The 19,813-nt window shown below is 65.2% G+C and carries 21 protein-coding genes and 1 pseudogene; 12 read left to right on the forward strand and 10 right to left on the reverse strand.

Annotated features, from left to right (window positions below):
* The 3 genes and pseudogenes from ACI48D_RS20990 to ACI48D_RS21000 form a co-directional block, all read right to left on the reverse strand.
* Window positions 1–232, reverse strand: a pseudogene (locus ACI48D_RS20990) (IS110 family transposase); the annotation flags it as partial.
* Window positions 233–379: 147 nt separating this feature from the next.
* Window positions 380–985, reverse strand: a complete 606-nt coding sequence (locus ACI48D_RS20995; protein WP_435573194.1) for an isochorismatase family protein — start codon at window positions 983–985, stop codon at window positions 380–382.
* A 107-nt stretch (window positions 986–1,092) separates the two neighbouring features.
* Window positions 1,093–1,434, reverse strand: coding sequence for a hypothetical protein (locus ACI48D_RS21000; RefSeq protein WP_435573195.1), 342 nt, complete (start codon window positions 1,432–1,434; stop codon window positions 1,093–1,095).
* Window positions 1,435–1,648: 214 nt separating this feature from the next.
* On the opposite strand from ACI48D_RS21000, the gene ACI48D_RS21005 reads away from it, so the two are divergent.
* The 4 genes from ACI48D_RS21005 to ACI48D_RS21020 are packed head-to-tail and all read left to right on the forward strand — an operon-like array spanning window position 1,649 to window position 6,991.
* Window positions 1,649–2,797, forward strand: a complete 1,149-nt coding sequence (locus tag ACI48D_RS21005; protein ID WP_435573196.1) for a pyridoxal phosphate-dependent aminotransferase — start codon at window positions 1,649–1,651, stop codon at window positions 2,795–2,797.
* A gap of 50 nt (window positions 2,798–2,847) precedes the next feature.
* Window positions 2,848–5,034, forward strand: coding sequence for a hybrid sensor histidine kinase/response regulator (locus ACI48D_RS21010; RefSeq protein WP_435573197.1), 2,187 nt, complete (start codon window positions 2,848–2,850; stop codon window positions 5,032–5,034).
* A 57-nt stretch (window positions 5,035–5,091) separates the two neighbouring features.
* Window positions 5,092–6,729, forward strand: coding sequence for a Na+/H+ antiporter (locus ACI48D_RS21015; RefSeq protein ID WP_435573198.1), 1,638 nt, complete (start codon window positions 5,092–5,094; stop codon window positions 6,727–6,729).
* A gap of 31 nt (window positions 6,730–6,760) precedes the next feature.
* Window positions 6,761–6,991: a hypothetical protein gene (locus ACI48D_RS21020; protein WP_435573199.1), complete on the forward strand. Its 231-nt coding sequence runs from the start codon at window positions 6,761–6,763 to the stop codon at window positions 6,989–6,991.
* Between the two features lie 28 nt (window positions 6,992–7,019).
* Here the strand turns inward: ACI48D_RS21020 and ACI48D_RS21025 are convergent, their stop codons facing one another.
* Together ACI48D_RS21025 and ACI48D_RS21030 are read right to left on the reverse strand one after the other, a co-directional pair.
* Window positions 7,020–7,655, reverse strand: a complete 636-nt coding sequence (locus ACI48D_RS21025; protein ID WP_435573200.1) for an SAM-dependent methyltransferase — start codon at window positions 7,653–7,655, stop codon at window positions 7,020–7,022.
* Between the two features lie 55 nt (window positions 7,656–7,710).
* On the reverse strand, window positions 7,711–9,201 hold the full coding sequence (locus tag ACI48D_RS21030; protein ID WP_435573201.1) for a tyrosinase family protein: 1,491 nt from the start codon (window positions 9,199–9,201) through the stop codon (window positions 7,711–7,713).
* Between the two features lie 299 nt (window positions 9,202–9,500).
* Here ACI48D_RS21030 and ACI48D_RS21035 point away from each other — a divergent pair, with 299 nt between their 5' ends.
* On the forward strand, window positions 9,501–10,658 hold the full coding sequence (locus ACI48D_RS21035) for a DNA topoisomerase IB (protein WP_435573202.1): 1,158 nt from the start codon (window positions 9,501–9,503) through the stop codon (window positions 10,656–10,658).
* Window positions 10,659–10,685: 27 nt separating this feature from the next.
* Window positions 10,686–11,732, forward strand: a complete 1,047-nt coding sequence (locus ACI48D_RS21040) for an L-dopachrome tautomerase-related protein (protein WP_435573203.1) — start codon at window positions 10,686–10,688, stop codon at window positions 11,730–11,732.
* A 28-nt stretch (window positions 11,733–11,760) separates the two neighbouring features.
* Here the strand turns inward: ACI48D_RS21040 and ACI48D_RS21045 are convergent, their stop codons facing one another.
* From ACI48D_RS21045 to ACI48D_RS21065, 5 genes are all read right to left on the reverse strand, one after another.
* Window positions 11,761–11,904: a hypothetical protein gene (locus ACI48D_RS21045; RefSeq protein WP_435573204.1), complete on the reverse strand. Its 144-nt coding sequence runs from the start codon at window positions 11,902–11,904 to the stop codon at window positions 11,761–11,763.
* Between the two features lie 179 nt (window positions 11,905–12,083).
* On the reverse strand, window positions 12,084–13,034 hold the full coding sequence (locus ACI48D_RS21050) for a DMT family transporter (RefSeq protein ID WP_435573205.1): 951 nt from the start codon (window positions 13,032–13,034) through the stop codon (window positions 12,084–12,086).
* A gap of 83 nt (window positions 13,035–13,117) precedes the next feature.
* Window positions 13,118–13,246 (reverse strand): hypothetical protein, encoded by a 129-nt coding sequence (locus ACI48D_RS21055; RefSeq protein ID WP_435573206.1) that lies wholly within the window; start codon window positions 13,244–13,246, stop codon window positions 13,118–13,120.
* A gap of 133 nt (window positions 13,247–13,379) precedes the next feature.
* Window positions 13,380–14,768: an FAD-binding protein gene (locus ACI48D_RS21060; RefSeq protein ID WP_435573207.1), complete on the reverse strand. Its 1,389-nt coding sequence runs from the start codon at window positions 14,766–14,768 to the stop codon at window positions 13,380–13,382.
* A gap of 92 nt (window positions 14,769–14,860) precedes the next feature.
* Complete coding sequence (locus ACI48D_RS21065) at window positions 14,861–15,613, reverse strand: SDR family NAD(P)-dependent oxidoreductase (RefSeq protein WP_435573208.1); 753 nt, start codon at window positions 15,611–15,613, stop codon at window positions 14,861–14,863.
* 191 nt (window positions 15,614–15,804) lie between these two features.
* Here ACI48D_RS21065 and ACI48D_RS21070 point away from each other — a divergent pair, with 191 nt between their 5' ends.
* The 6 genes from ACI48D_RS21070 to ACI48D_RS21095 all read left to right on the forward strand — a co-directional run bounded on the left by ACI48D_RS21070 (window position 15,805) and on the right by ACI48D_RS21095 (window position 19,756).
* Complete coding sequence (locus ACI48D_RS21070) at window positions 15,805–16,389, forward strand: A24 family peptidase (protein ID WP_435573209.1); 585 nt, start codon at window positions 15,805–15,807, stop codon at window positions 16,387–16,389.
* 21 nt (window positions 16,390–16,410) lie between these two features.
* Window positions 16,411–17,247, forward strand: a complete 837-nt coding sequence (cpaB, locus tag ACI48D_RS21075; protein WP_435573210.1) for a Flp pilus assembly protein CpaB — start codon at window positions 16,411–16,413, stop codon at window positions 17,245–17,247.
* An 88-nt stretch (window positions 17,248–17,335) separates the two neighbouring features.
* Complete coding sequence (locus tag ACI48D_RS21080; protein WP_435573284.1) at window positions 17,336–18,805, forward strand: type II and III secretion system protein family protein; 1,470 nt, start codon at window positions 17,336–17,338, stop codon at window positions 18,803–18,805.
* A complete protein-coding gene (locus ACI48D_RS21085; RefSeq protein WP_435573211.1) occupies window positions 18,802–19,095 on the forward strand; it encodes a hypothetical protein in 294 nt (97 codons plus the stop codon). Before ACI48D_RS21080 ends, ACI48D_RS21085 begins: the two co-directional genes overlap by 4 nt.
* 146 nt (window positions 19,096–19,241) lie before the next feature.
* Window positions 19,242–19,454 carry a Flp family type IVb pilin gene (locus ACI48D_RS21090; RefSeq protein ID WP_435573212.1) on the forward strand — a complete coding sequence of 71 codons (213 nt, stop codon included), beginning with the start codon at window positions 19,242–19,244 and terminating at the stop codon, window positions 19,452–19,454.
* Window positions 19,455–19,543: 89 nt separating this feature from the next.
* Window positions 19,544–19,756: a Flp family type IVb pilin gene (locus ACI48D_RS21095; protein WP_435573213.1), complete on the forward strand. Its 213-nt coding sequence runs from the start codon at window positions 19,544–19,546 to the stop codon at window positions 19,754–19,756.
* The last annotated feature ends 57 nt before the right edge of the window (window positions 19,757–19,813 follow it).

A 19,813-nucleotide genomic window follows, 5' to 3' on the forward strand; every position in this document is an offset into this window, starting at 1 on the left:
AGCCCATCTCCGTCAGCTGGCGATGGATGCCATATCCGCATGGCCCGGCCTCGTAGCAAAACGACAGATCGGCATTGCCCTTGCGCAGCTCACGTACCAACCGGACGATTGCCTCAACCGTGTTAGCGACCTCGCCCAGATACCGCACTTCACCCCCGTTCGACTCGGCCACTGAAACAGATATCGTCGCCTTGTGCACGTCCATGCCCACGTACTTGCTAAACTGATTCATGACCTGCCTCCTCAATTTCGGCTCTGAGCCTGGGGGTTCTCCGGAACCTCAAGCTTAATCCGCGTTGTTTGAGGTTCGGCAGGTCAATACATGATGTCTAGTACGGCGAGACGAATGCAACGCCGCCATGAGGGCTTTGTTAGCCGCTCAGGCGACTGACAGCGCCGTCATCCCCAACTCGCCCAGCCGCACCGGCACCGCGCCGCGCGCCACCATGCGGTCGAGCGCGCGCCTGCCATCGCCCGGCTTGGCGTCCACCGCGCGCATCGCTTCCGGCACGACGATGGCGTCGAAGCCCTCTTCCAGCGCATCGGTGACGGTATTCAGCACGCAATAATCCGTGGCCAGCCCGCACACCGTGACCCGTTCCACGCCGCGCGCGCGCAGCCGGGCCGCCAGGTCGGTGCCGGCGAAGGCCGAATAGGCGTCCACCGGTGCGGTGTCGGCCTTCGAGACGACGATCGCATCGTCCGGCAGCGCCAGCTCGGCGGTGAAGTCGGCGCCCGGGGTGCCGGCCACGCAATGCGGCGGCCATGGCCCGCCCTGGGCCGCGAACGAGCAGTGGTCCTGCGGATGCCAGTCGCGCGAGGCGACGATCGTCAAGCCCTGCCCGTGGAACAGCTCGATCAGGTGGTTAATCGGCGCGACGACCTCGTGCCCGCTGGCGACGCCGAGGGCGCCGCCGGGCAGGAAATCGACTTGCAGGTCGATGATCAGCAGGGCGTCGGTGTGATCGAGATGGATGGCGCTCATATTGGTCTCACTTTTCGTCGTTCCCGCGAAGGCGGGAACCCAAGTCTGTAGCGTCGCCTGCAACTCACGCAGAACTTGGGTCCCCGCCTGCGCGGGGACGACGTTGATTAATGCTTCCTGTGCGCCGGATCCGGATCCAGCGCACCGAGGCGGTCGAGGATCGCCATCGCGCGCTCGGCCTGGGCCGGGTCGCCCGCGTTCACCGTGATCTGGCAGTCGCGCACGTCGTCCTGGGCGACCGGCGCGAAGGTGTGGCTGTAGGCGGTCTTGCCGGTCACGCCGGGATCGTCGCCGACCGTGAAGTTGCCCTGCACGGGGCCGGTCTCTTCGATGCGGACCGTGACCTCGACGTCGTCCGCCGCGATGCCGGCGGCGACCAGTTCGTTGCGCGCCTGTTCCGCCGCCCCGAGGTGCTTGAAGGTCCGCAGAATTACATTTTCCATAGCCATGGCTTGACTCCAATGAATGAATGCTTTGCGGCCACCGTATCAGAAACGGCCGCGGCGCGGCGCCCGCGCCGGTTGCCGGCGCCTTCCGTATTACTCGGCCTTTACATATGTGTCCCGTGCGTCACATTTTTTTGAAACTAGTACAATTAGGCAACAATCTACCTGAGACGGGTAGGAATTCCTGTGTTATCAGTCACTTACGGAGACCATAAGAATGAAGACCTCGGCCAGGATCGCCTCTTCCCGCCCGCTCGCCACCACCGCCATGCATGGGCGCGTGGAAAGCATGCGCAATGCGGGACAGCCGGTAATCGACTTCTCGATCGCGATCTCGCACTTCCCGGCGCCGCGCCCGGTGCTGGATGCCGTGCTTGACGCCGTCGAGCACGAGCGCACCATGCCCTACACGAGTGTGGTCGGCGGCCTCGATGCGCGTGCGCGCCTGGCCGCCAAGCTGAGCAAGGAAAACGGGATCGAGGCCCGTGCCGACGAAATCATCGTCACCAACGGTGCCAAGCAGGCGCTATACGAAGCGCTGTATGCGATCACCGATCCGGGCGACAGCGTACTGATCTTCAAGCCGCACTGGCCGGCATATGTTGCCACATCACAACTACTGGGCCTGCGTCCTATCCTGGTGGATTTGCCCGATGCCATCACGCCACAATTGCTGGACAGCCTGGAAACGCCCAGGGTCGTGATCATCAATAACCCGCACAATCCGACTGGCAAGGTGTACACTCGCCAAGAACTGGAACATATTCGTGCCTGGGTGGAACGCATCGGGGCCCAGGTGATTGTCGACGAAAGCTACGAGCACCTGATCTTCGATGGCGAACACACCAGCCTGGCGGCCCTGTGCGACTGGCGGAAGATCGGCGTCATCACGATTTTTTCGGCTTCGCAGAGTTACGCCATGATGGGCTGGCGGGTCGGCTTCGCGCTGGCCCCGGCCGAAGTGGTCAACGCGATGCAGACGCTGCAGGGTCCGATCACGGCCGCCGCGCCCCACCTGTCGCAGGTGGCGGCCGTCGCCGCCTTCGCGACCGGCGCGCCGCACGAGATGATGGCGGACTACCGCCAGCGGCGCGACCTGGCGGTGAAGCTGTTTGCCGAGGTCCCGTGGATCGTCATGCACGCGCCGGCTTCCGGTCCGTACCTGTGGGGAGATGTGCGCAGCCTGACGATGGACACCGTCGGCTTCGCCGAACGGCTGATCGAACAGAAGAAAGTGGCCATCATGCCCGGCGAAGCGCTGGGCGTACCGGGCTTTATCCGCCTCGGCTACATTTCGGACGACGAGGCGACGCTGCGCGACGGCATCCGCAGGATTGTGGAATTTGGTGATTTGAAGAAAAAATAATGACATTCGGGTTGGGCCGCTTTCGGCTGAATAGTCTGCGTAGCCGGCTCATGCTGCTGGTAGCACTGGCGATGATGCCGCTCGCGGTGATGACGGTCCTGTCGGGTATACGCGAACGCGAACACGCCATCAAGGCGTCCGAGGAAAACCTGCGCCGCCTGACCGGCATGGCGGCGGCCAACGAGGCCCAGTCGATCGAAGGCGCGCGCCAGATCCTGGTCGACCTGGCCAGCGTGCCTGACCTGATGGGCGATACGGCGAAATGCACCTCGCTGCTGTCGGACGTGCTCGACCGCAACGAGGGCTTCGTCAACTTCGGCCTGATCCAGCTGAACGGCGACGTCACCTGCTCCGCCGTGCCGCTGCTGCATCCGGTCAATCTGGGCGACCGCAGCCACTTCCGTCGTGCGATTACCGAACGCCGCTTCATCGCCGGCGAATACGTGTTCGGCCGCGTGATCAAGAAGCACACGATCAACCTGACCTATCCGGTCATCGACCGCACGGGCAAGGTGCTGGCGGTGGTGTTCGCGGCGATGGACCTGGAAAGCCTGGACACCTTCATCAACGACATCAACCTGCCGCCCGGCTCCTTGCTGGCGACCGTCGATGCGCGCGGCACCATCATCTCGCGCCGGCCCGATCCGGAACGCTATTTCGGCTCGCGGCTGTCGTCGGTCACCCTCGATGCGATGGCGACCGCCGGCCAGCGCGCCGTGAGGATCCGCGGCGAGGACGGGATCGAGCGCCTGCACACCTTCGCCCGCGTCGGCGCGCCCGCCCTCACCGACTACACCGTCACGATCGGCATCCCGACCGACACCATCACCTCGGCCGCCCGCCACGACCAGCTGATGTCGCTGCTGGGCCTGGCCGCTACCACCATGCTGGCCCTGCTGTCGGCCTGGCTGGTGGGCGACGTCCTGATCGTGCAGCGGGTACGCAAACTGATGGGCACCGCCGAGCGCATCGCCGCCGGCGACCTCGACGCCCGCTCCGGCATCGACTACGCCAACGAGGAAATCGGCAACCTGGCCCAGGCCCTGGACCGCATGGCCGCCTCGCTGCAAAAGAAGGAATCGGCGCGCTCGCTGGCCGAGCGCGAGCTGCGCGCCGCCGACCAGCGCAAGGACGAGTTCCTGGCAATGCTGGCGCACGAGCTGCGCAACCCGCTGGCGCCGATCAGCACCGGCGCGCACCTGCTCAAGCTGCTTCACTCTGACAACTCCCAGATCACCCAGACCTGCTCGATCATCGTGCGCCAGGTCGACCACATGACCAGCCTGGTCGACGACCTGCTGGACGTGTCGCGGGTGACGCGCGGCCTGGTCTCGCTGTCGACCCAGGTGCTGGACCTGAGGCGCGTGATCGACGACGCCGCCGAGCAGATCCGCCCGCTCGTCACCGCGCGCCGGCACCGCCTGGTGATCGACCTGCCGCCCGCGCCCGCCCACGTCAAGGGCGACCACAAGCGCCTGGTGCAGGTGATCGCCAACCTGCTCGGCAACTCGACCAAGTACACGCCGGAAGGCGGCACGCTCCAGCTGCGCCTGGAAGCCGACGGCAACGACTACGTATTGACGGTGGCGGACGACGGCATCGGCATGGAAGCGGCGCTGGTGGAGCGTGTGTTCGACCTGTTCACCCAGGCCGAGCGTACCCCCGACCGCTCGCAGGGCGGCCTCGGGCTGGGCCTGGCCCTCGTGAAGAGCCTGATCGAACTGCACGGCGGCAGCGTGTCCGCCTACAGCCCGGGCCTGGGCAAGGGCTCGACCTTCACGGTACGCCTGCCGCACTACACGCAGGAGGTGGCGCCGGCCCCGCAGCCGGCCGCCGAACGCCGGCCGGAGGGCGCGGCGCCGCTGCGCATCCTGCTGGTGGACGACAACGTCGACGCGGTCCACACCCTGCAACTGTTTCTGCACTCGGCCGGCCACCACGTCGAGGTCGCGTATTCGGCGGGCGGGGCGCTGGAGCTGGCCAAGACCATGGTGCCGGAAGTCTGCCTGCTCGACATCGGCCTGCCCGATTTCGACGGCAACGAACTGGCGCGCCGCCTTCGCCTGCTGCCGCAAACCGGCGGCGCAACCCTGGTCGCGATGACCGGCTACGGCCGCCAGCAGGACCGCGACGCCTCGATGGCGGCCGGTTTCGACCATTACCTGGTAAAACCGGTCAACACCACCCAGCTGTCCGACATCCTGGCGGCGGCCGCCGAGGCGGGCGTAAGGCGCTAACGGACCACACTCATCCGCCTGATCCCTTATCATCGGGTTTTGGGAAGGAGATATCGGATGGACTCGATCGAAGTCGTCCTGGCGATGCTGCTGGCGGTCGTCGTCAGCGGTTGGGTGGGACGCATGCTGCCGTTCGGGGTGCCGCTGCCGCTGATCCAGATCGGGCTCGGCGCCGTGATCTCGGGCGTGTTCCGCCACGGCGTCGCGCTCGAGCCGGACATCTTCTTCCTGCTGTTCCTGCCCCCGCTGCTGTTCCTGGACGGCTGGCGCATCCCCAAGGTCGGCCTGTTCCGCGACAAGGGCACGATCCTGGAACTGGCGCTCGGGCTGGTCGTGTTCACCGTGGTCGGCGCCGGCTTCCTGATGCACTGGCTGATCCCCGCGCTGCCGCTGCCGGTCGCGTTCGCGCTGGCGGCCATCGTGGCGCCGACCGATCCGGTGGCGGTGTCGGCGATCACCAGCCGGATCCCGGTGCCGCCGCGCCTGATGCACATCATCGAGGGCGAATCCCTGCTCAACGACGCCAGCGGCCTGGTGTGCTTCCGCTTCGCCGTGGCGGCCGCGGTGACGGGCGTCTTTTCGCCCACCAGGGCCGGCCTGACCTTCCTGTGGGTGGCGCTGGCCGGCGTCGCCGCCGGCGTCGCCGTCACCTGGGCCATCTCCCGCGGCCACGCCTACCTGGTGCGCCGCTTCGGCGAAGACGACGGCATGCCGATCCTGGTCAACCTGCTGACGCCCTTCGGCGCCTATCTCGCGGCCGAGCACATCGGCGCCTCCGGCATCCTGGCGGCGGTGGCGGCCGGGGTTACGATGAGCTACGTCGAGCTCGGCGGCACGGCCACGGCGTCCACCCGCATCCGCCGCAATGTCATCTGGGATGCGCTGCAGTTCTCGCTGAACGGCGTGATGTTCGTGCTGCTGGGCGAGCAGCTGCCCGACATCGCGCGCGGCGCCCTGCATCCACCCGGCGGCGGCGAGGCCTTCGATCCGTGGTGGCTGGCCGGTAATGCGCTGGCCCTGAGCCTGGGCCTGATCCTGCTGCGCTTCGTCTGGGTCTGGGTCTCGCTGCGCCTGACGATCCTGAACCAGCGCCGCCTGGGCCAGCAGGTGTTCAAGCCGCGCATGCGGCTGATCCTGGCCACCTCGTTCGCCGGGGTGCGCGGCGCCTTGACCATGGCCGGCGTGATGACGCTGCCGCTGACCCTGGCCGACGGCTCGCCCTTCCCCGGCCGCCAGCTCGCGATCCTGCTGGCCAGCGCCGTGATCGTAGTCTCGCTGCTGCTCGCCAGCGTCGCCTTGCCGCGCCTGCTGCGCGGGCTGGAGGTGCCGGCCGAGACTTCTGCCGAACAGGAAGAAGACCGCGCCCGCCGCGCCGCCGTCGAGTCCGCCGTCGAGGCGGTGGAACGGGCCGGCCGCGAGCATGCCGCCGGCCCCGACGCCGAAGTGCACGCCAACGCCTGCGGCACGGTGGTCAACCTGTACCGCAACCGCCTGCGCAACATCCAGCTAAACGACGGTGGCGGACCCGACGTCCACGCGGCGCGCCGGGCCGAGCGCGAATACCGGCTGGCCGCCCTGCGCGCCGAACGCAACACCATCCTGCGCCTGGGCCGCCGGCGCGAGATTTCCGACGAGACCGCCCGCAAGCTGCTGCGCGAGATCGATCTGGTCGAGGCGCGGTATCGGGAGTCTTAGTTCCTCACAATGCAATCACATGGAGATTGGCATGCCAACTTATCGAGTCTGGTACCGCGATATCGCTGAGCCCCTGGAATTCGTGACGGCGAGCCGCTGCAGTGACAGGGAAATCCTCGAGCATATTTTTGCTCATGAGCATATTGTCCGACAAGCAGAACCGGCGTCGGCGGCACCGACCGTGCAAGAACTCATCGCCGGAAATCATCTGGCGCCCGTCAGATACACCGAGGACGAAAGCGAAATCAACCTGATCGAATAGCAGGCGCGCCTATCCGGCATGGGTCTGCTCAGCGCGGATAGACGAAACCAGTGCGGATATCGGTCGGCAGCAGGCGCTTGCCATCGCGCACCATGAGGCGCTGGGGCGGCTCGTCGCCGGCCAGCGCACGCCATATGACGGGCAGCCCTTCCCCCTTGCGCAACAGCTCGTCGCTGCGTTCGAATACGTTGAGGCAGCCCGTCGCCGCCAGCAGCGCCTGTACGATGCTCACCTTCCACAAGTCGACACCAGCAGCATTGAACTGGCACACCAGGTAGCCGCCGGTCCCGCCATAGCTGTGCACCATGAGGCCCGGCAGGCCGTCTTTTTCGCCATCGATCACCAGGACCAAGGCTTGCGGATCGGCGCCGCGCACCACAACGGCGCGCCGCGCGACCGCAGCCTGCACGCGGCGCTTGATCATGGCGTGGTCGACCGGCTCGTCCTCGCGCAGGGTCCAGACGCGGGCCGCGATCTGCGACTTGGCGTTATACGCCGCGCGCGCCAAAAACTGGCGCGACGACGACTGCACGACCGCCGTGGCGCCGGGCTTGTTGCGCTCCTGGGGCCGCCCCTCGACCTTGTCGATGGCTGAGAGGTAAATCCAAGGATCGCCGGACAGCAGACCTTTTTCCTTGCCTTGTTTGATGGTGATGATGAGCATATGCGGGCTTCGTTTTCGGAAGCCGCATGATACAGCAAGGCTTTGCACCACCCTGTCAGCAGTAGCATTGCCCGCGCTGAGTCGGGGGGCTGGGCGCCCACGGCGCGTCGGTCGAGATGTCGATGCGCAGCTCCCCTATTCTCATGACCGCACCACGTGGGGCGTTCTCGCCGCTGACCCGCACAAACGACACACTGACATCCTGCAGCTCGTAGGCGGAAAGTTTCGATAGCAGTTCGGTGGCCTGGTATTCCAGCGTGGCCCCCCCATGGTGGGCAGCGCCTGCGACCTCGAAGGCACCTAGCGTGCCAAGCAAATATCTGTGGGCGTTGTCCGTATCGACGATAGCGGGCAGATTCATATAAACATTGTAGAAAAATCCCCCTTTTGCGCCAGCGCCGAGCATTTGCACGTTATCCAGCACGACGACGACCGATCGAAAGGTGCCAGGCAGCGTCCTGGCCGGCGGCTCGACTGCAACGGCTACGGCATCGTGCAGCGATTGCAGACTCGACGCGGCCAGTGGCAGGTGGCCGCTGACCGAGGCTTCGGTCAGGACGACACCCGACACGCCACCCAGCGCGCGCCTGGTCGGCGAAAGGCCGCGGGCAGCCGTCGTAGCGAAACTGCCGGTGGCGGGGCGGGTGATCCTGGACGCGACCTGGGCCTGCACCAGTCTGATTGGGCTTTGAGGCTGTGTACGCGCAGCAAGCGGAAGCGCAGTCGGCTTCGTATCGTCGCTGTAGTCGAAGTTCAGCCAGCCCGGGTAGTAAGTTTTGTAGCGGGCCATTGTCAGCCCGGATGCATAGGTAAACGAGCCTGCCCAGTAAGGGCTGCTGGTCGCGGCATTATAGGGATTGCTGGTGGGCGGTATTCCTTTGCCGTCAGGCAGCGCCCATGCATGGCAGAGCCGGTCGATATTGGCATGGTGCAGGAAAAAGATCGGGTCCCTGGGCGACATCATGTTGGCCATCTCTCCGCCAATCAGGTTGTGCACCGGGTTGTGCGGTGCCGATTCCAGCTGTGGCTCGAAGGCATTCGTGGTTCCTCGCTGAAAATTCCATACACCGGAAGCAAATGGCGCCATGGACAGGGCGTTGTAGACATTGGTGCCAACACGCGGCATATACAGCGGATTACCCGGCGTGGGGTCAGTAAATTCCGATGGGATATGTGGATATTTGTAATAATTCCAGTAGGGCACGCTGAGTGTTTTGTCCCCCGAAACTGTACGCAACTGCTGCTCAAGATAATAAAGATAGCCGCGATGCCACGCCAGGAAATAGGCAATGCCATGTGGACAGTAATTCAAGTGAACATTAGTCCAGTACTCCCAGCTTGAGGGGCTGGCCGCGTTGGTATTTGCCTTCATCTTGCGGACTGCATTGACGAAGGACGAATATTGCGCCGTCGTTTTGAATTGCTGCCATTCAAGCCGAATCGAAGTCGTTGTCTGGCCGAAGCCAATACGGGGGAAAGACAGAAGTGCGATGGCCGATGCAGAGGTATTAATGAATTCTCGACGGCCGACAAGTATCGAAGACATGCTGTAGCTCCAAGAATTCAGGATTGATCGCCAAAGATAGTGATTTATTTTTGGCTTTATTGATGTAACACCATTGAGATATATCAAAGTAAAACTAAAGAACTGACCGACGCTGAAAGATTTTAGCCAGCAGCGACGTTAGGACGCCACTCAACAATTGGCCGCTTTTCAAGTTCAGGACGCAGCTTGGGCCTGCGCTGCGCCCTTCTGGAAGTACGCATAAAGTGCGCTCCCGTACGGTTCGCGTGCCCGATGGCGGCGTAGACTGGCTCCGCCTCGCATCTCGAACGGGTGAACCAATGAAAAGCGACACCAGCGGCAACACCGCAGCCGAAGACCGCGGATCGGGCGGCGCCCCGATCCCGAACAGCGACCCGCCCGCCGCCGCCAAGGCGGCCGGCCTGCGCTACGTCCACGACGACCGTCCCGGCATCCGCCGCGAGCCGGCCAAGGAGGGCTTTCGCTACCTCGACGCCCACGGCGATCCGGTCGACGACGAAGCGACGCTGAAACGCATCAGGTCGCTCGCGATTCCGCCGGCCTGGACCGAGGTATGGATCTGCCCCCAGGCCAACGGCCACCTGCAGGCCACCGGCCGCGATGCGCGCGGGCGCAAGCAGTACCGCTACCACCCCAGGTGGCGCGAGGTGCGCGACGAGGTGAAGTACGAGCGCATGATCAAGTTCGGCAAGGCCCTGCCGCAGATCCGCAAGGAAGTCGACCGCGCCCTGAGCCTGCCCGGCCTGCCGCGCGAAAAAGTACTGGCGACCATCGTCTACCTGCTCGAAGCGACCATGATGCGCATCGGCAATGACGAGTACGCACGAGAAAACAAGTCCTACGGCCTGACGACCCTGCGCAACCGCCACGTGAAGATCGACGGCAGCGAGGTCGAATTCCGCTTCCGCGGCAAGAGCGGGGTCTTCCACGACGTCAAGGTCCACGACCGGCGCCTCGCGCGGATCATTCAGCGCAGCCGCGACCTGCCGGGCCAGGACCTGTTCGAGTACCTGGACGAGAACAAGGAACCGCACACCGTCAATTCCGCCGACGTCAACGACTACCTGCGCGAGATCACCGGCGAGGACTACACCGCCAAGGACTTCCGCACCTGGTCGGGCACGGTGCTGGCCGCGATCGCCCTGCAGGAATTCGAGAAATTCGATTCCGAGGCCCAGGCCAAGAAGAACGTGGTGCGCGCCATCGAGACGGTCGCCGAAAAGCTCGGCAACACACCCTCGGTATGCCGCAAGTGCTACGTCCACCCGGCCGTGCTCGATTCCTACATGGACGGCACCATGGTCGAAGGGCTGCTCGCGCGCGCCGAGGAGACACTGGCCGAGGACTTGCAGGACCTCGAGCCCGAGGAAGCCGCCGTGCTGGCCATGTTGCAGCAGCGCCTGGCGCAGGACGCGCCGGCACCCAAGAAAGTGCAAAGCCGGCGCAAGGCCGCGTGAACCCCACCTTCGACGAAAGGAAGAACAATGGCAGCAAGCATCGAACTGGTCGCCGACTTCGGCCACCAGGTGACGGGCGTGTCGGTCTCGGAAACCGGGCGCATCTTCGTGAACTTCCCACGCTGGACCGAAGACAGCGCCGTCTCGGTGGCGGAACTGAAGGACGGCGAGCTCACGCCCTACCCCGACAAGGAATGGAACGCCTGGCGCAACGCGAAGAAGGACCAGCTCACCCCTGGCGACCATTGGGTTTGCGTGCAGAGCGTGGTGGCCGACCAGCGCGGCAGCCTGTGGGTGCTGGACCCGGCAGCGCCAGCCCAGGCCCACGTGGTGTCGAAAGGACCGAAGCTGGTGCAGATCGACCTGGCGACCGACAAGGTGGCGCGGACGATCGCCTTCGACGAAGACGCGGCGCCGCAGGGCTCCTACCTGAACGACGTGCGCTTTTCGAACGACGGCAAGTACGCTTTCATTACCGATTCCGGCGTGCGCGGCGCGCTGCTGGTGGTCGACCTCGCGGCCGGGAAGACGGCGCGCGTGCTGGACGGCCATTCGTCGACGCAGATGAAGAAGGGCCTGAACGTCAGTGCGGACGGCAAGGTGCTGCGCCGCCCGGACGGCCGCGGCGTCGAGTTTTCGGCCGACGGCATCGAGCTGTCGAAGGACGGCGCCTGGCTGTACTGGCAGGCGATCAAGGGCGACGAGCTGTACCGCATCCCGACCGCGGCGCTGGTCGGCGACGGCCTGGACGGCAAGGACCTGTCGGACCAGGTCGAGCACTACGGCATCAACGGCGTCAACGACGGCTTATTGATCGCGCGTGGCACGGACGACATGTACCTGAGCGCGGTGCAGGACAACGCGATCAAGGTGCGCAAGCTGTCCGACGGACCGCAAGCCCAAGCGAAGCTCGTGGTGCAGGACGAGCGCCTGCGCTGGCCCGACACCTTCAGCAAGGGGCCGGATGGTACGATCTACGTGACCACCTCGCACATCCAGGACTCGGCATTCTTCAAGCCGGATGCGCCGCCGGCATTGCCGACGCAGCTGTGGCGGCTGCGCTTCGACAGTTGAGCGTCTTCAGCTGAACACCGGCGGCCGCTCAGCGCGCCGTGGCGTGGCTCTGCGCCGGCGGGGTCGGCTCCGCTTGCGCCTGCAGCCCGAAGCAGGTGGCCGCCACCAGGGCGGCAAGCAGGGCCAGGGCGGAGAGGTGGCGCAGGCGGGTGGAAGGCAGGGGGCGTCTCATGATGGGCATCCTAGTTTCTAATTTTTCAGGAACATATCTGACCAGCATACCAAGGCCCGGCCCGCGCAAAATACGCGAATTGTCACAAGTCGTTGCGTAACAACACGTGAATGAGCATGGCGCTCGACGCCAAGCTGCTCGCGCGCTGCTGTCGCCGGGCGCCTCCCCGCTTGTAACGCTCAGGCGCCGAGCGCCGGCTCGGGCACGCGGCGTTCACGGTGCGCCGACGCGCAGCTCAGCACCCCGCCCACCAGCAGCCCCATCGCCAGCCACTCCAGTCCGGTCGGCCAGCGGCCCTCCCACAGGAAACCGTACAGCAGCGCGAACAGGGTCTCGAACACGATCATCTGCCCGGTCATGGTCAGCGGCAGCAGGCGGCTGGCGTGGTTCCACAGGGCGTTGCCGACCACCGAGCACAGGATCGCGACCGTGGTCACGACGCCGCCGAAGTACAGCCAGTTCGACGCCGCATGCACGCCGGGCGCCAGGATAAAGGCCGGCACCGCCAGCAGCAGCGCCTGGGCGCCGGTGACGACGCCGACCAGCAGGCTCCAGTCGTGCGCCGAGATGCCTTTCAGCCGGGCCAGCGCGCGGCTGTTGCCGACCGCGTACAGGGTCCACGAGACCAGCGCGCCCACCGCGCACAGCAGCCCGATGAACGATCCCTGCGCCGAGCCGTGCTGCGGCGCCGACAAGGACTGCCAGCTGATGCAGGCCAGGCCGGCGACGCCGAGTGCCAGCGACGGCAGCAGGCGCAGCATGGGTGCCGCGTCGGCGTCGCGCCGTCCGGCCAGCGTAATCGTGACCGGCAGCAGCCCGATGATCAGCGAGCTCATGGCCACCCCGCCCAGCTGCACGGCATTCGCCAGGAACACGTAATAGATGATATTGCCGGCAAAGCCGAGCCAGGCCAGGGTGTGCCACTCGCGCCACGACAGCGAGCGCGCCAGCCGGCGCCAGGTGCGCGCCAGCAGCGCGCAGGCGACCAGGCCATAGGCCAGGTAGCGCCCGGCCGAGAGCTGGATCGGCGCGAAGCCGCGCGTCAGTTCCGGTGTGAGAAAGACCAGGCCCCAGACGGCCCCGGCCAGGATGCCCGCGCCGATGCCGAGCCAGTGATGTCGTACAAGCATGTTTTACCAACCTCCGAGTCCGGAAATGATCTCCGGTTCGCCCGGGATTGTCTTGACCGGCTCTCGCGCCGGATTGACCTGTTCTACTGGCCCCTGCCCTGCCCCGCACGCTGCCGGCGCCGGTAGGCCGCCGGCGTCATCCCGGTTGCCTTGCGCAGCGCCCTCGTCAGCGCGTGCAGGCGGCTGACGCTGCAGCCGATCGACTTCGCCATCGATTCCGTGCTCCAGGCGCAGGTGGGGGTCGACAGTGGAAACCATCGGCCAAGTTTACCATGGGGAACCGGGGCGCCACCGCGTACGGCAGCGCCCCGCGCCTGGGCATGCCAGGCGATCCGGTCCGGCGCGTCATGCGTCAGGACGGATGTTGTGGTTGAAGCGGAACAGGTTGTCCGGGTCGTAGCGCTGCTTGATCTCGACCAGGCGCGCGTAGTTCGGGCCGTAGGCCTCGTGGATGCGCGCTCCTTCGTCCTGGGTCAGGAAATTGATGTAGACGCTGCCGGCCGCGTGCGGCGCGGCGGCGGCGAAGAAATCACGGGTCCAGCCGACCACGCTGGCGTCGTCGGCCGCCTCCAGCCAGCGTCCGTGCACGTTCATCGCGAACTGCACGTTGCGGTGCGGATAGGCGGTGGCGTCCGGCGGATGGGCGTTGGCCTTGCCGCCGATCAGGCCGAGGAAGATCTCGCAGTGCGGCGTCGGCACGCTGCCGGCAAAGCGCAGCACGACGTCGATGGCGTCGTCGGACAAGTGGGTGAAGTTGTGCGATTTCCAGTAGTTGCGCGCGCCCGGGGCCAGCAGCGGGTCGAAGATCTTCTGCCAGGCTTCGTAGGGCATCGGGCCGACGTGCTCGCCCAGCACCTGGCCGAACCCGCGTACCCGCTCCAGCAGGGGCTGCGCGGCGCCAGGGCCCTGCGGCGAGAACAGCGCCAGCGCCACGATGCCGCTGCCGTGCACCTCGGGCGACAGGAACGGCAGCGGCGGCGCCTGGCGCAGCACCGCCCACACCGACAGCTCGTCCGGCAGGGTGTCCACCAGGTCGCGGTAGCGGCGCATCACCTCGCGCCCCTGCGCCGCCGGGAAGACGACCAGCCCGGCCGTGACCTCGGGTCCGACCGGGTGCAGGGCGAACTGGAACAGCGTCACCACGCCAAAATTTCCGCCACCGCCGCGGATGGCCCAGAACAGGTCCGGCTCTTCCTGCAATCCGGCCCAGCGCCGCTGCCCGTCCGCGGTGACGATCTCGGCGCCAAACAGGTTGTCGACGGCCAGCCCGTACATGCGGCTGAGCCAGCCGAAGCCGCCGCCCAGGGTCAGGCCGCCGGCGCCGGTCGTGGAATTGATGCCGAGCGGGACCGCCAGGCCGCAGGACTGGGTTTCGTGGTCGACGTCCGCAAGCGTGGCGCCGCCGCTGACCCAGGCATGGCGCGCGCGCGGGTCGACGTGGACGCCGCGCATGCCCGACAGGTCGATCACCAGCCCATCGTCGCACAGCGCGCTGCCGGCGATGCTGTGGCCGCCGCCGCGCACCGCCAGCGGCAGGCCGTTCGCGCGCGCAAACCGGACCGCCGCCATCACGTCGGCGGTGCCGGAACAGCGCGCGATCAATGCCGGACGGCGGTCGATCATGGCATTCCAGACCGCCCGCGCCTCGTCGTAGCCGGGTTCGCCGGGCTGCAGCACCGGTCCCCGCAGCGTGGCCTTGAATGCGTCGACCATATCGTTCTTCATATTGGTCATATTGCACCTCCACCAAGGCGTCCGGCGGACGCCTACCCATGCAGCATAGGAGCTGCGGGAGGATGCGCAAGCAGTGTCTGCGGTCGAGCGCCTCAGAGGCGCACCAGGCGCCCACCGTCGACCCGCAGCCCGGCACCGTAGATGAAGCGGGCATCGTCGCCGGCCAGGAAGGCGATCGCGCCGGCGATGTCGTCCGGCGTACCGATCTCGGCCTTGTTGATGAGCTCGGCGCCGGAGCGCACGTTCGGGTTATCCCACAACATCGGCGTGTCGACCGCGCCAGGCAGCACGGCATTCACGCGGATGCCCTTCGGCTTGCCCTCCAGCGCGGCCGAGCGGGTCAGCGACAGCAGCGCCGTCTTGGCCGCCGCGTAGGGCGCGACCAGCGGCTCGGTCTCGACCGCGTGCACGCTGGAGACGTTCACCACCGCCCCGCCACCCTTCATCTTAAGGAAAGCCTGCTTGATGAACAGGAAGGCGCCGAGCAGGTCGACGCCGAGGATGCGCTGCCAGTCCTCGACGGTCTGCTCTTCGATCGGCTTGAAGATCATCAGTCCGGCATTGTTGACCACCAGGTTCCAGTGGCCGAAACGGTCGATGGCGGCATCGGCCGCGGCCGCGACCTGGTCCTCGCGCGACACGTCGCAGACGATGGTGGCGATGCGCTTGGGGTCCGCGTTCGTGTCCGTTGTTAACTGGGCGGCGGCGGCATCCAGTCGCTTCTGGTCGAGGTCGGCCAGCAGCACGCTGGCGCCGTCCCTCAGCAGGCGGCGGGCGGTGGCGAGGCCGATGCCGCCGGCGGCGCCGGTGACGATGGCGGTGTGTTGGGTTGGAGTGGGAGGCATGGGGTCAGCATAGCCGAAGCGGGTGTTTGGCGGCGCCGCCGTGCGTACAAATGGCCTAGGCGTTTTGTACTGGGTGTCGCCCAAAAATCAGGCTCTCCGTCTATGCAAGCTGGGACAGCGCGCTGATGTTTCGTTGTCGGAGGCCTCCTACAATCCATCTCAAACATAGCTCTCCACTCAAGGGAACAACGATGGATGAACTGAAAGCATTCCTGGAACTGGCGGTCATGCTGGTGACGGATCCGCGCACGGTGGTGCTGTTTTCCCTCCTCGTGTATGCGGCAGTCATCGACGTGCGCAGCCACCGCATACCGAACCGCCTGGTCCTGTCCGGACTGGCGTTTGGGCTGATCTACAGCGTCTTCGTACCGTTCTGGGGCCATCTCGGCTTCCTGTGGGCGCTCGGAGGTGCGGCGATCGGGTTCGGCGTGCTGTTTCCGTTCTGGCTGCTGCGCATGATGGGGGCCGGCGACGTGAAGCTGATGGCGGTAGTGGGTTCGCTGCTCGGGGCTCAGATGATACAGACGGCACTGCTCGCCTCACTCGCCACCAGTGGCGTGTTCGCCATCGCGTTTGCCCTGCACCACGGCAAGCTGCGCCAGATGTTCGCCAACGTCGGCCGCGTGCTGCGCGTCGGCAGTATCGCGGTAGCGATGGGAGCACCGGTCAGCGTGGCTCACAGCGGCTGGCAGTCGGTCGGCAAGCTGGCCTTCGCGGTACCGATCGCGGTGGGCACCATCGGCACCGTCGTCGCCAGCCATTTTGGTTTCCTGTGATTTGCAAACGAGGGTGACATCATGAAGAACATCAAGGCTTTCGCCCTGCTACTGGTCGCGATCGTGCTCGGCCTGGGCGCTGCGGTCTACGCCAACGTCTGGATCGGGCAACGGTCGCATGTCTCGGCCAACAAGGTCGTGGTCGCGGCGGTCGACATTCCGGCCGGCGGCCGCATCGCCCCCGAGATGCTCACTACGCTCGACTGGCCTAGCGGCGCGCTGCCGGCAGGCGCCGTCACCGATCCGGCCAAGCTGAAGGAACGCGTGGTGAAGATGGACATGGTGCGCGGCGAAGCCATCATCGAAGGCAAGCTGGCCCCGGCCGGTACCAAGGGCGGCCTGTCCGCCGTCATCGCCGAAGGCAAGCGCGCCATGACCGTGCGCGTCAACGACGTCGTCGGCGTGGCCGGTTTCGCCCTACCCGGCAACTACGTCGACATCCTCGTGCATACCCAGCAGGACGGCAACGGCAAGGACGACAAGGCCAGGCCGATCAGCAAGACCGTGCTCGAACACGTGCTGGTGCTGGCGGTGGCCCAGGAAGCCAGCCGCGACGACACCAAGCCGAAAGTCGTCAGCGCCGTGACCCTGGAACTGTCGCTGGCGGACGCCGAGAAACTCGACCTCGCACGCAGCATCGGCACCCTGTCGCTGGCCCTGCGCAACCAGACCGATCCTGAAAAAGTGACCACGGACGGCATCACCAAAGGCGACCTGTTTGGCGACGCAAAGATTTTCAAAGCAGTCGCTCCGGTGCGCGTGGCACGCCGCCCGGTGGTGCGCGAAGCGGTGGCGCGCGATTGCGTGGAAGTGATCGACATGACTGGAGGCTCGGCGCGCATGAGCTGCTTCCACTGACACATAAAACGATTTGAACAGCCAGAACAGGAGCTAACCCGTGCCCACCCCATCCATCAGGATCGCCGTCGCCGCCGCACTGCTCGCCATGAGCGCCGCCGCCTCGGCTGCCGCAGCCAAGGTCAAGACCCCGCCTGCTGCCAAACCGGATGCCGCCAGCCTGCGCAAGTGCAGCGCCACCGATGTCGAGAAGCCGGCCATCGTCACGCTCGGCAAGTCGACGGTCGTGCCGCTGCCCTACTCCGTGGTGCGCATGGCGGTCGGCGGCGGCCAGGCAGGATCGAAGGCGGCCGCCATCGGCCAGCCGGGCAGCCAGCCGAATGCGGGAGTCGCGCTGCAGGCACCGGCAGCGGCTGCGGCGATGGGGGACCAGGAATCGGATGGGGTGTCGGATGTGCGCATCGCCCTGCTGGCACCGAACGAATTGTTCGTCCTAGGCCGCAAGCCAGGCGCCATGAACGTGATCCTGCAAGACGGCAACGGACGCTGCCACCTGAAGGATATCGTCGTGACGATCGATCCAGCCGCCCTGCAGGGCATGCTTTCCGAGCTGGTTCCCGGCGAACGCAACATCAAGGTGCGTGCCGCCCAGAGCAACCTGGTGCTGACCGGCGAGGTCAGCGACAGCATCGCGCTCGACCAGGTGCTGGCCCTGGCCGGCTCCTATGGCGATCCGAAGAAGATCGTGAACATGCTGAAGGTGAGCGGTGCGCAGCAGGTCATGCTCGAGGTGAAGATTGCGGAGGTCAGCAAGACGCTGCTGGACAAGCTTGGTGCCAGCGTGGGCGTCAATCGCAGCCGTAATGGCGGTAACGATTCGTTTTCCGTGCTGTCGGATTTCCTGAGCCAGGGTGGCGGGCTGATCGAAGCGCTGCGGATCGGGCGCACCTCGGTGCGGGTGGATGGGCAAAAGGATGATGGGTTGGTGCGGGTGCTGGCTGAGCCGAACATCATGGCAGTTAGTGGCCAGCAGGCTAGCTTTCTTTCCGGTGGCAAGATCTTCATTCCGGTTGCGCGCGATGCCGCCGGACTAACCGGCTTTGCCACGGTCACCCTGGAAGAAAAAGAATTCGGCATCGGCGTGAAGTTCACCCCGACCGTGCTAGGCGGCTCTCGCATCAATCTGAAAATGGTGTCCGAAGTATCGGACCTGTCGCAGACAGGCTCTCCCTTTACGACGGTCGGCGGCGTGACGTCGGTGCTACCGTCATTTTCGGTGCGGCGCGCGGACACCACGGTCCAGCTGAACGACGGCCAGAGCTTCGTAATTGCCGGACTCATCAAGAACAACGTCACCGAGACCATCAAGCGGTTCCCCGGGCTTGGCGAAGTTCCGGTGCTGGGTTCCCTGTTCCGCAGCTCGGAATTCCAGAGCGACCAGACGGAACTGATGTTCGTGATCACACCCCGCCTGGTCAAGCCACTGGCCGCCACGCCCACCCTGCCGACGAGTAATCACGTCGTCCCGTCGCGCAGCGACATTTACCTGAACGGCAGCGTCGAAGGACGCGCGGCGCAGAGCCCGGCTCCTTCGACTGCAGAGAGGAATAAGAAATGAGAAAGCAAGCAATGCTCTGCTCTTTTGTGCTCATGGCCGGTTGCGCTCAGACCGTGACCCCGAACTACGACATACGTTTTGGCGACGCGGTGCGCGAGGCCAGGCTGGCAATGACTATCGACCCCAGCGCTGGCCAGCGTGGTGGCGAGGTTAAGGGCATCGATGGCCGTGCGGCTCAGGAGGGCATAAAGCTCTACCAAGAATCGTTCAGGCAGCCACCGCCGGTGACCAACGTCATCAATATTGGCGGGGCCATCGGCGGAAACGGCGGTGGAGGCGGCGGCAAATAGGACTCTCGCCTATACCACATAACAGATCGAGCGGTAGCGGTAGCGGTAGCGTTAATTTGTAGTTGCAGTCAGCAGCACTGGCAGAACGGGGCAGCACTCAATCGCCCTCGATATTCACTCCACTATATCTTGAAAGGACATTGGAAATGGACATCCTAAATGTAAGCAAGAACATGATTGCCGACTTCGCACGTGAAGAAGACGGTGCGCAGATCGTCGAGTACGGTCTAATTATTGCTGCCGTGTCGCTTGTTCTGATCGGCCTGTTGGCTCAGTTGGGTGGTACCAATGGTGCGTTCACTACGCTGAAAAACAATATTGGAAGTTGGTTGGCGTCTTCGGCGAAACCCGCCGGCTGATCGAATATCGGTGCTAATGGCCTGCCAGATGGGTGCAGGCTCATCAACGCTGCGACACAATTTTCGACATATCTTAAAGGGACTTAAAAATGAACATTTTTAATGTAAGCAAGAACATGATTGCCGACTTCGCGCGTGAAGAAGACGGTGCGCAGATTGTCGAGTACGGACTCATTATTGCTGCCGTGTCGCTCGTTCTGATCGGACTGTTGGCTCAGTTGGGTGGTACCAGCGGTGCGTTCACTACGCTGAAAAACAATGTTGGAAGTTGGTTAGCGTCTTCGGCGAAACCCGCCGGCTGATCGAATATTCGGCTGCTAAGGGCCTGCCAGATGGGTGCAGGCTCATCAACGTTGCGG

Source organism: Massilia sp. LXY-6 (assembly GCF_051233485.1).
Lineage (GTDB): Bacteria > Pseudomonadota > Gammaproteobacteria > Burkholderiales > Burkholderiaceae_D > Telluria.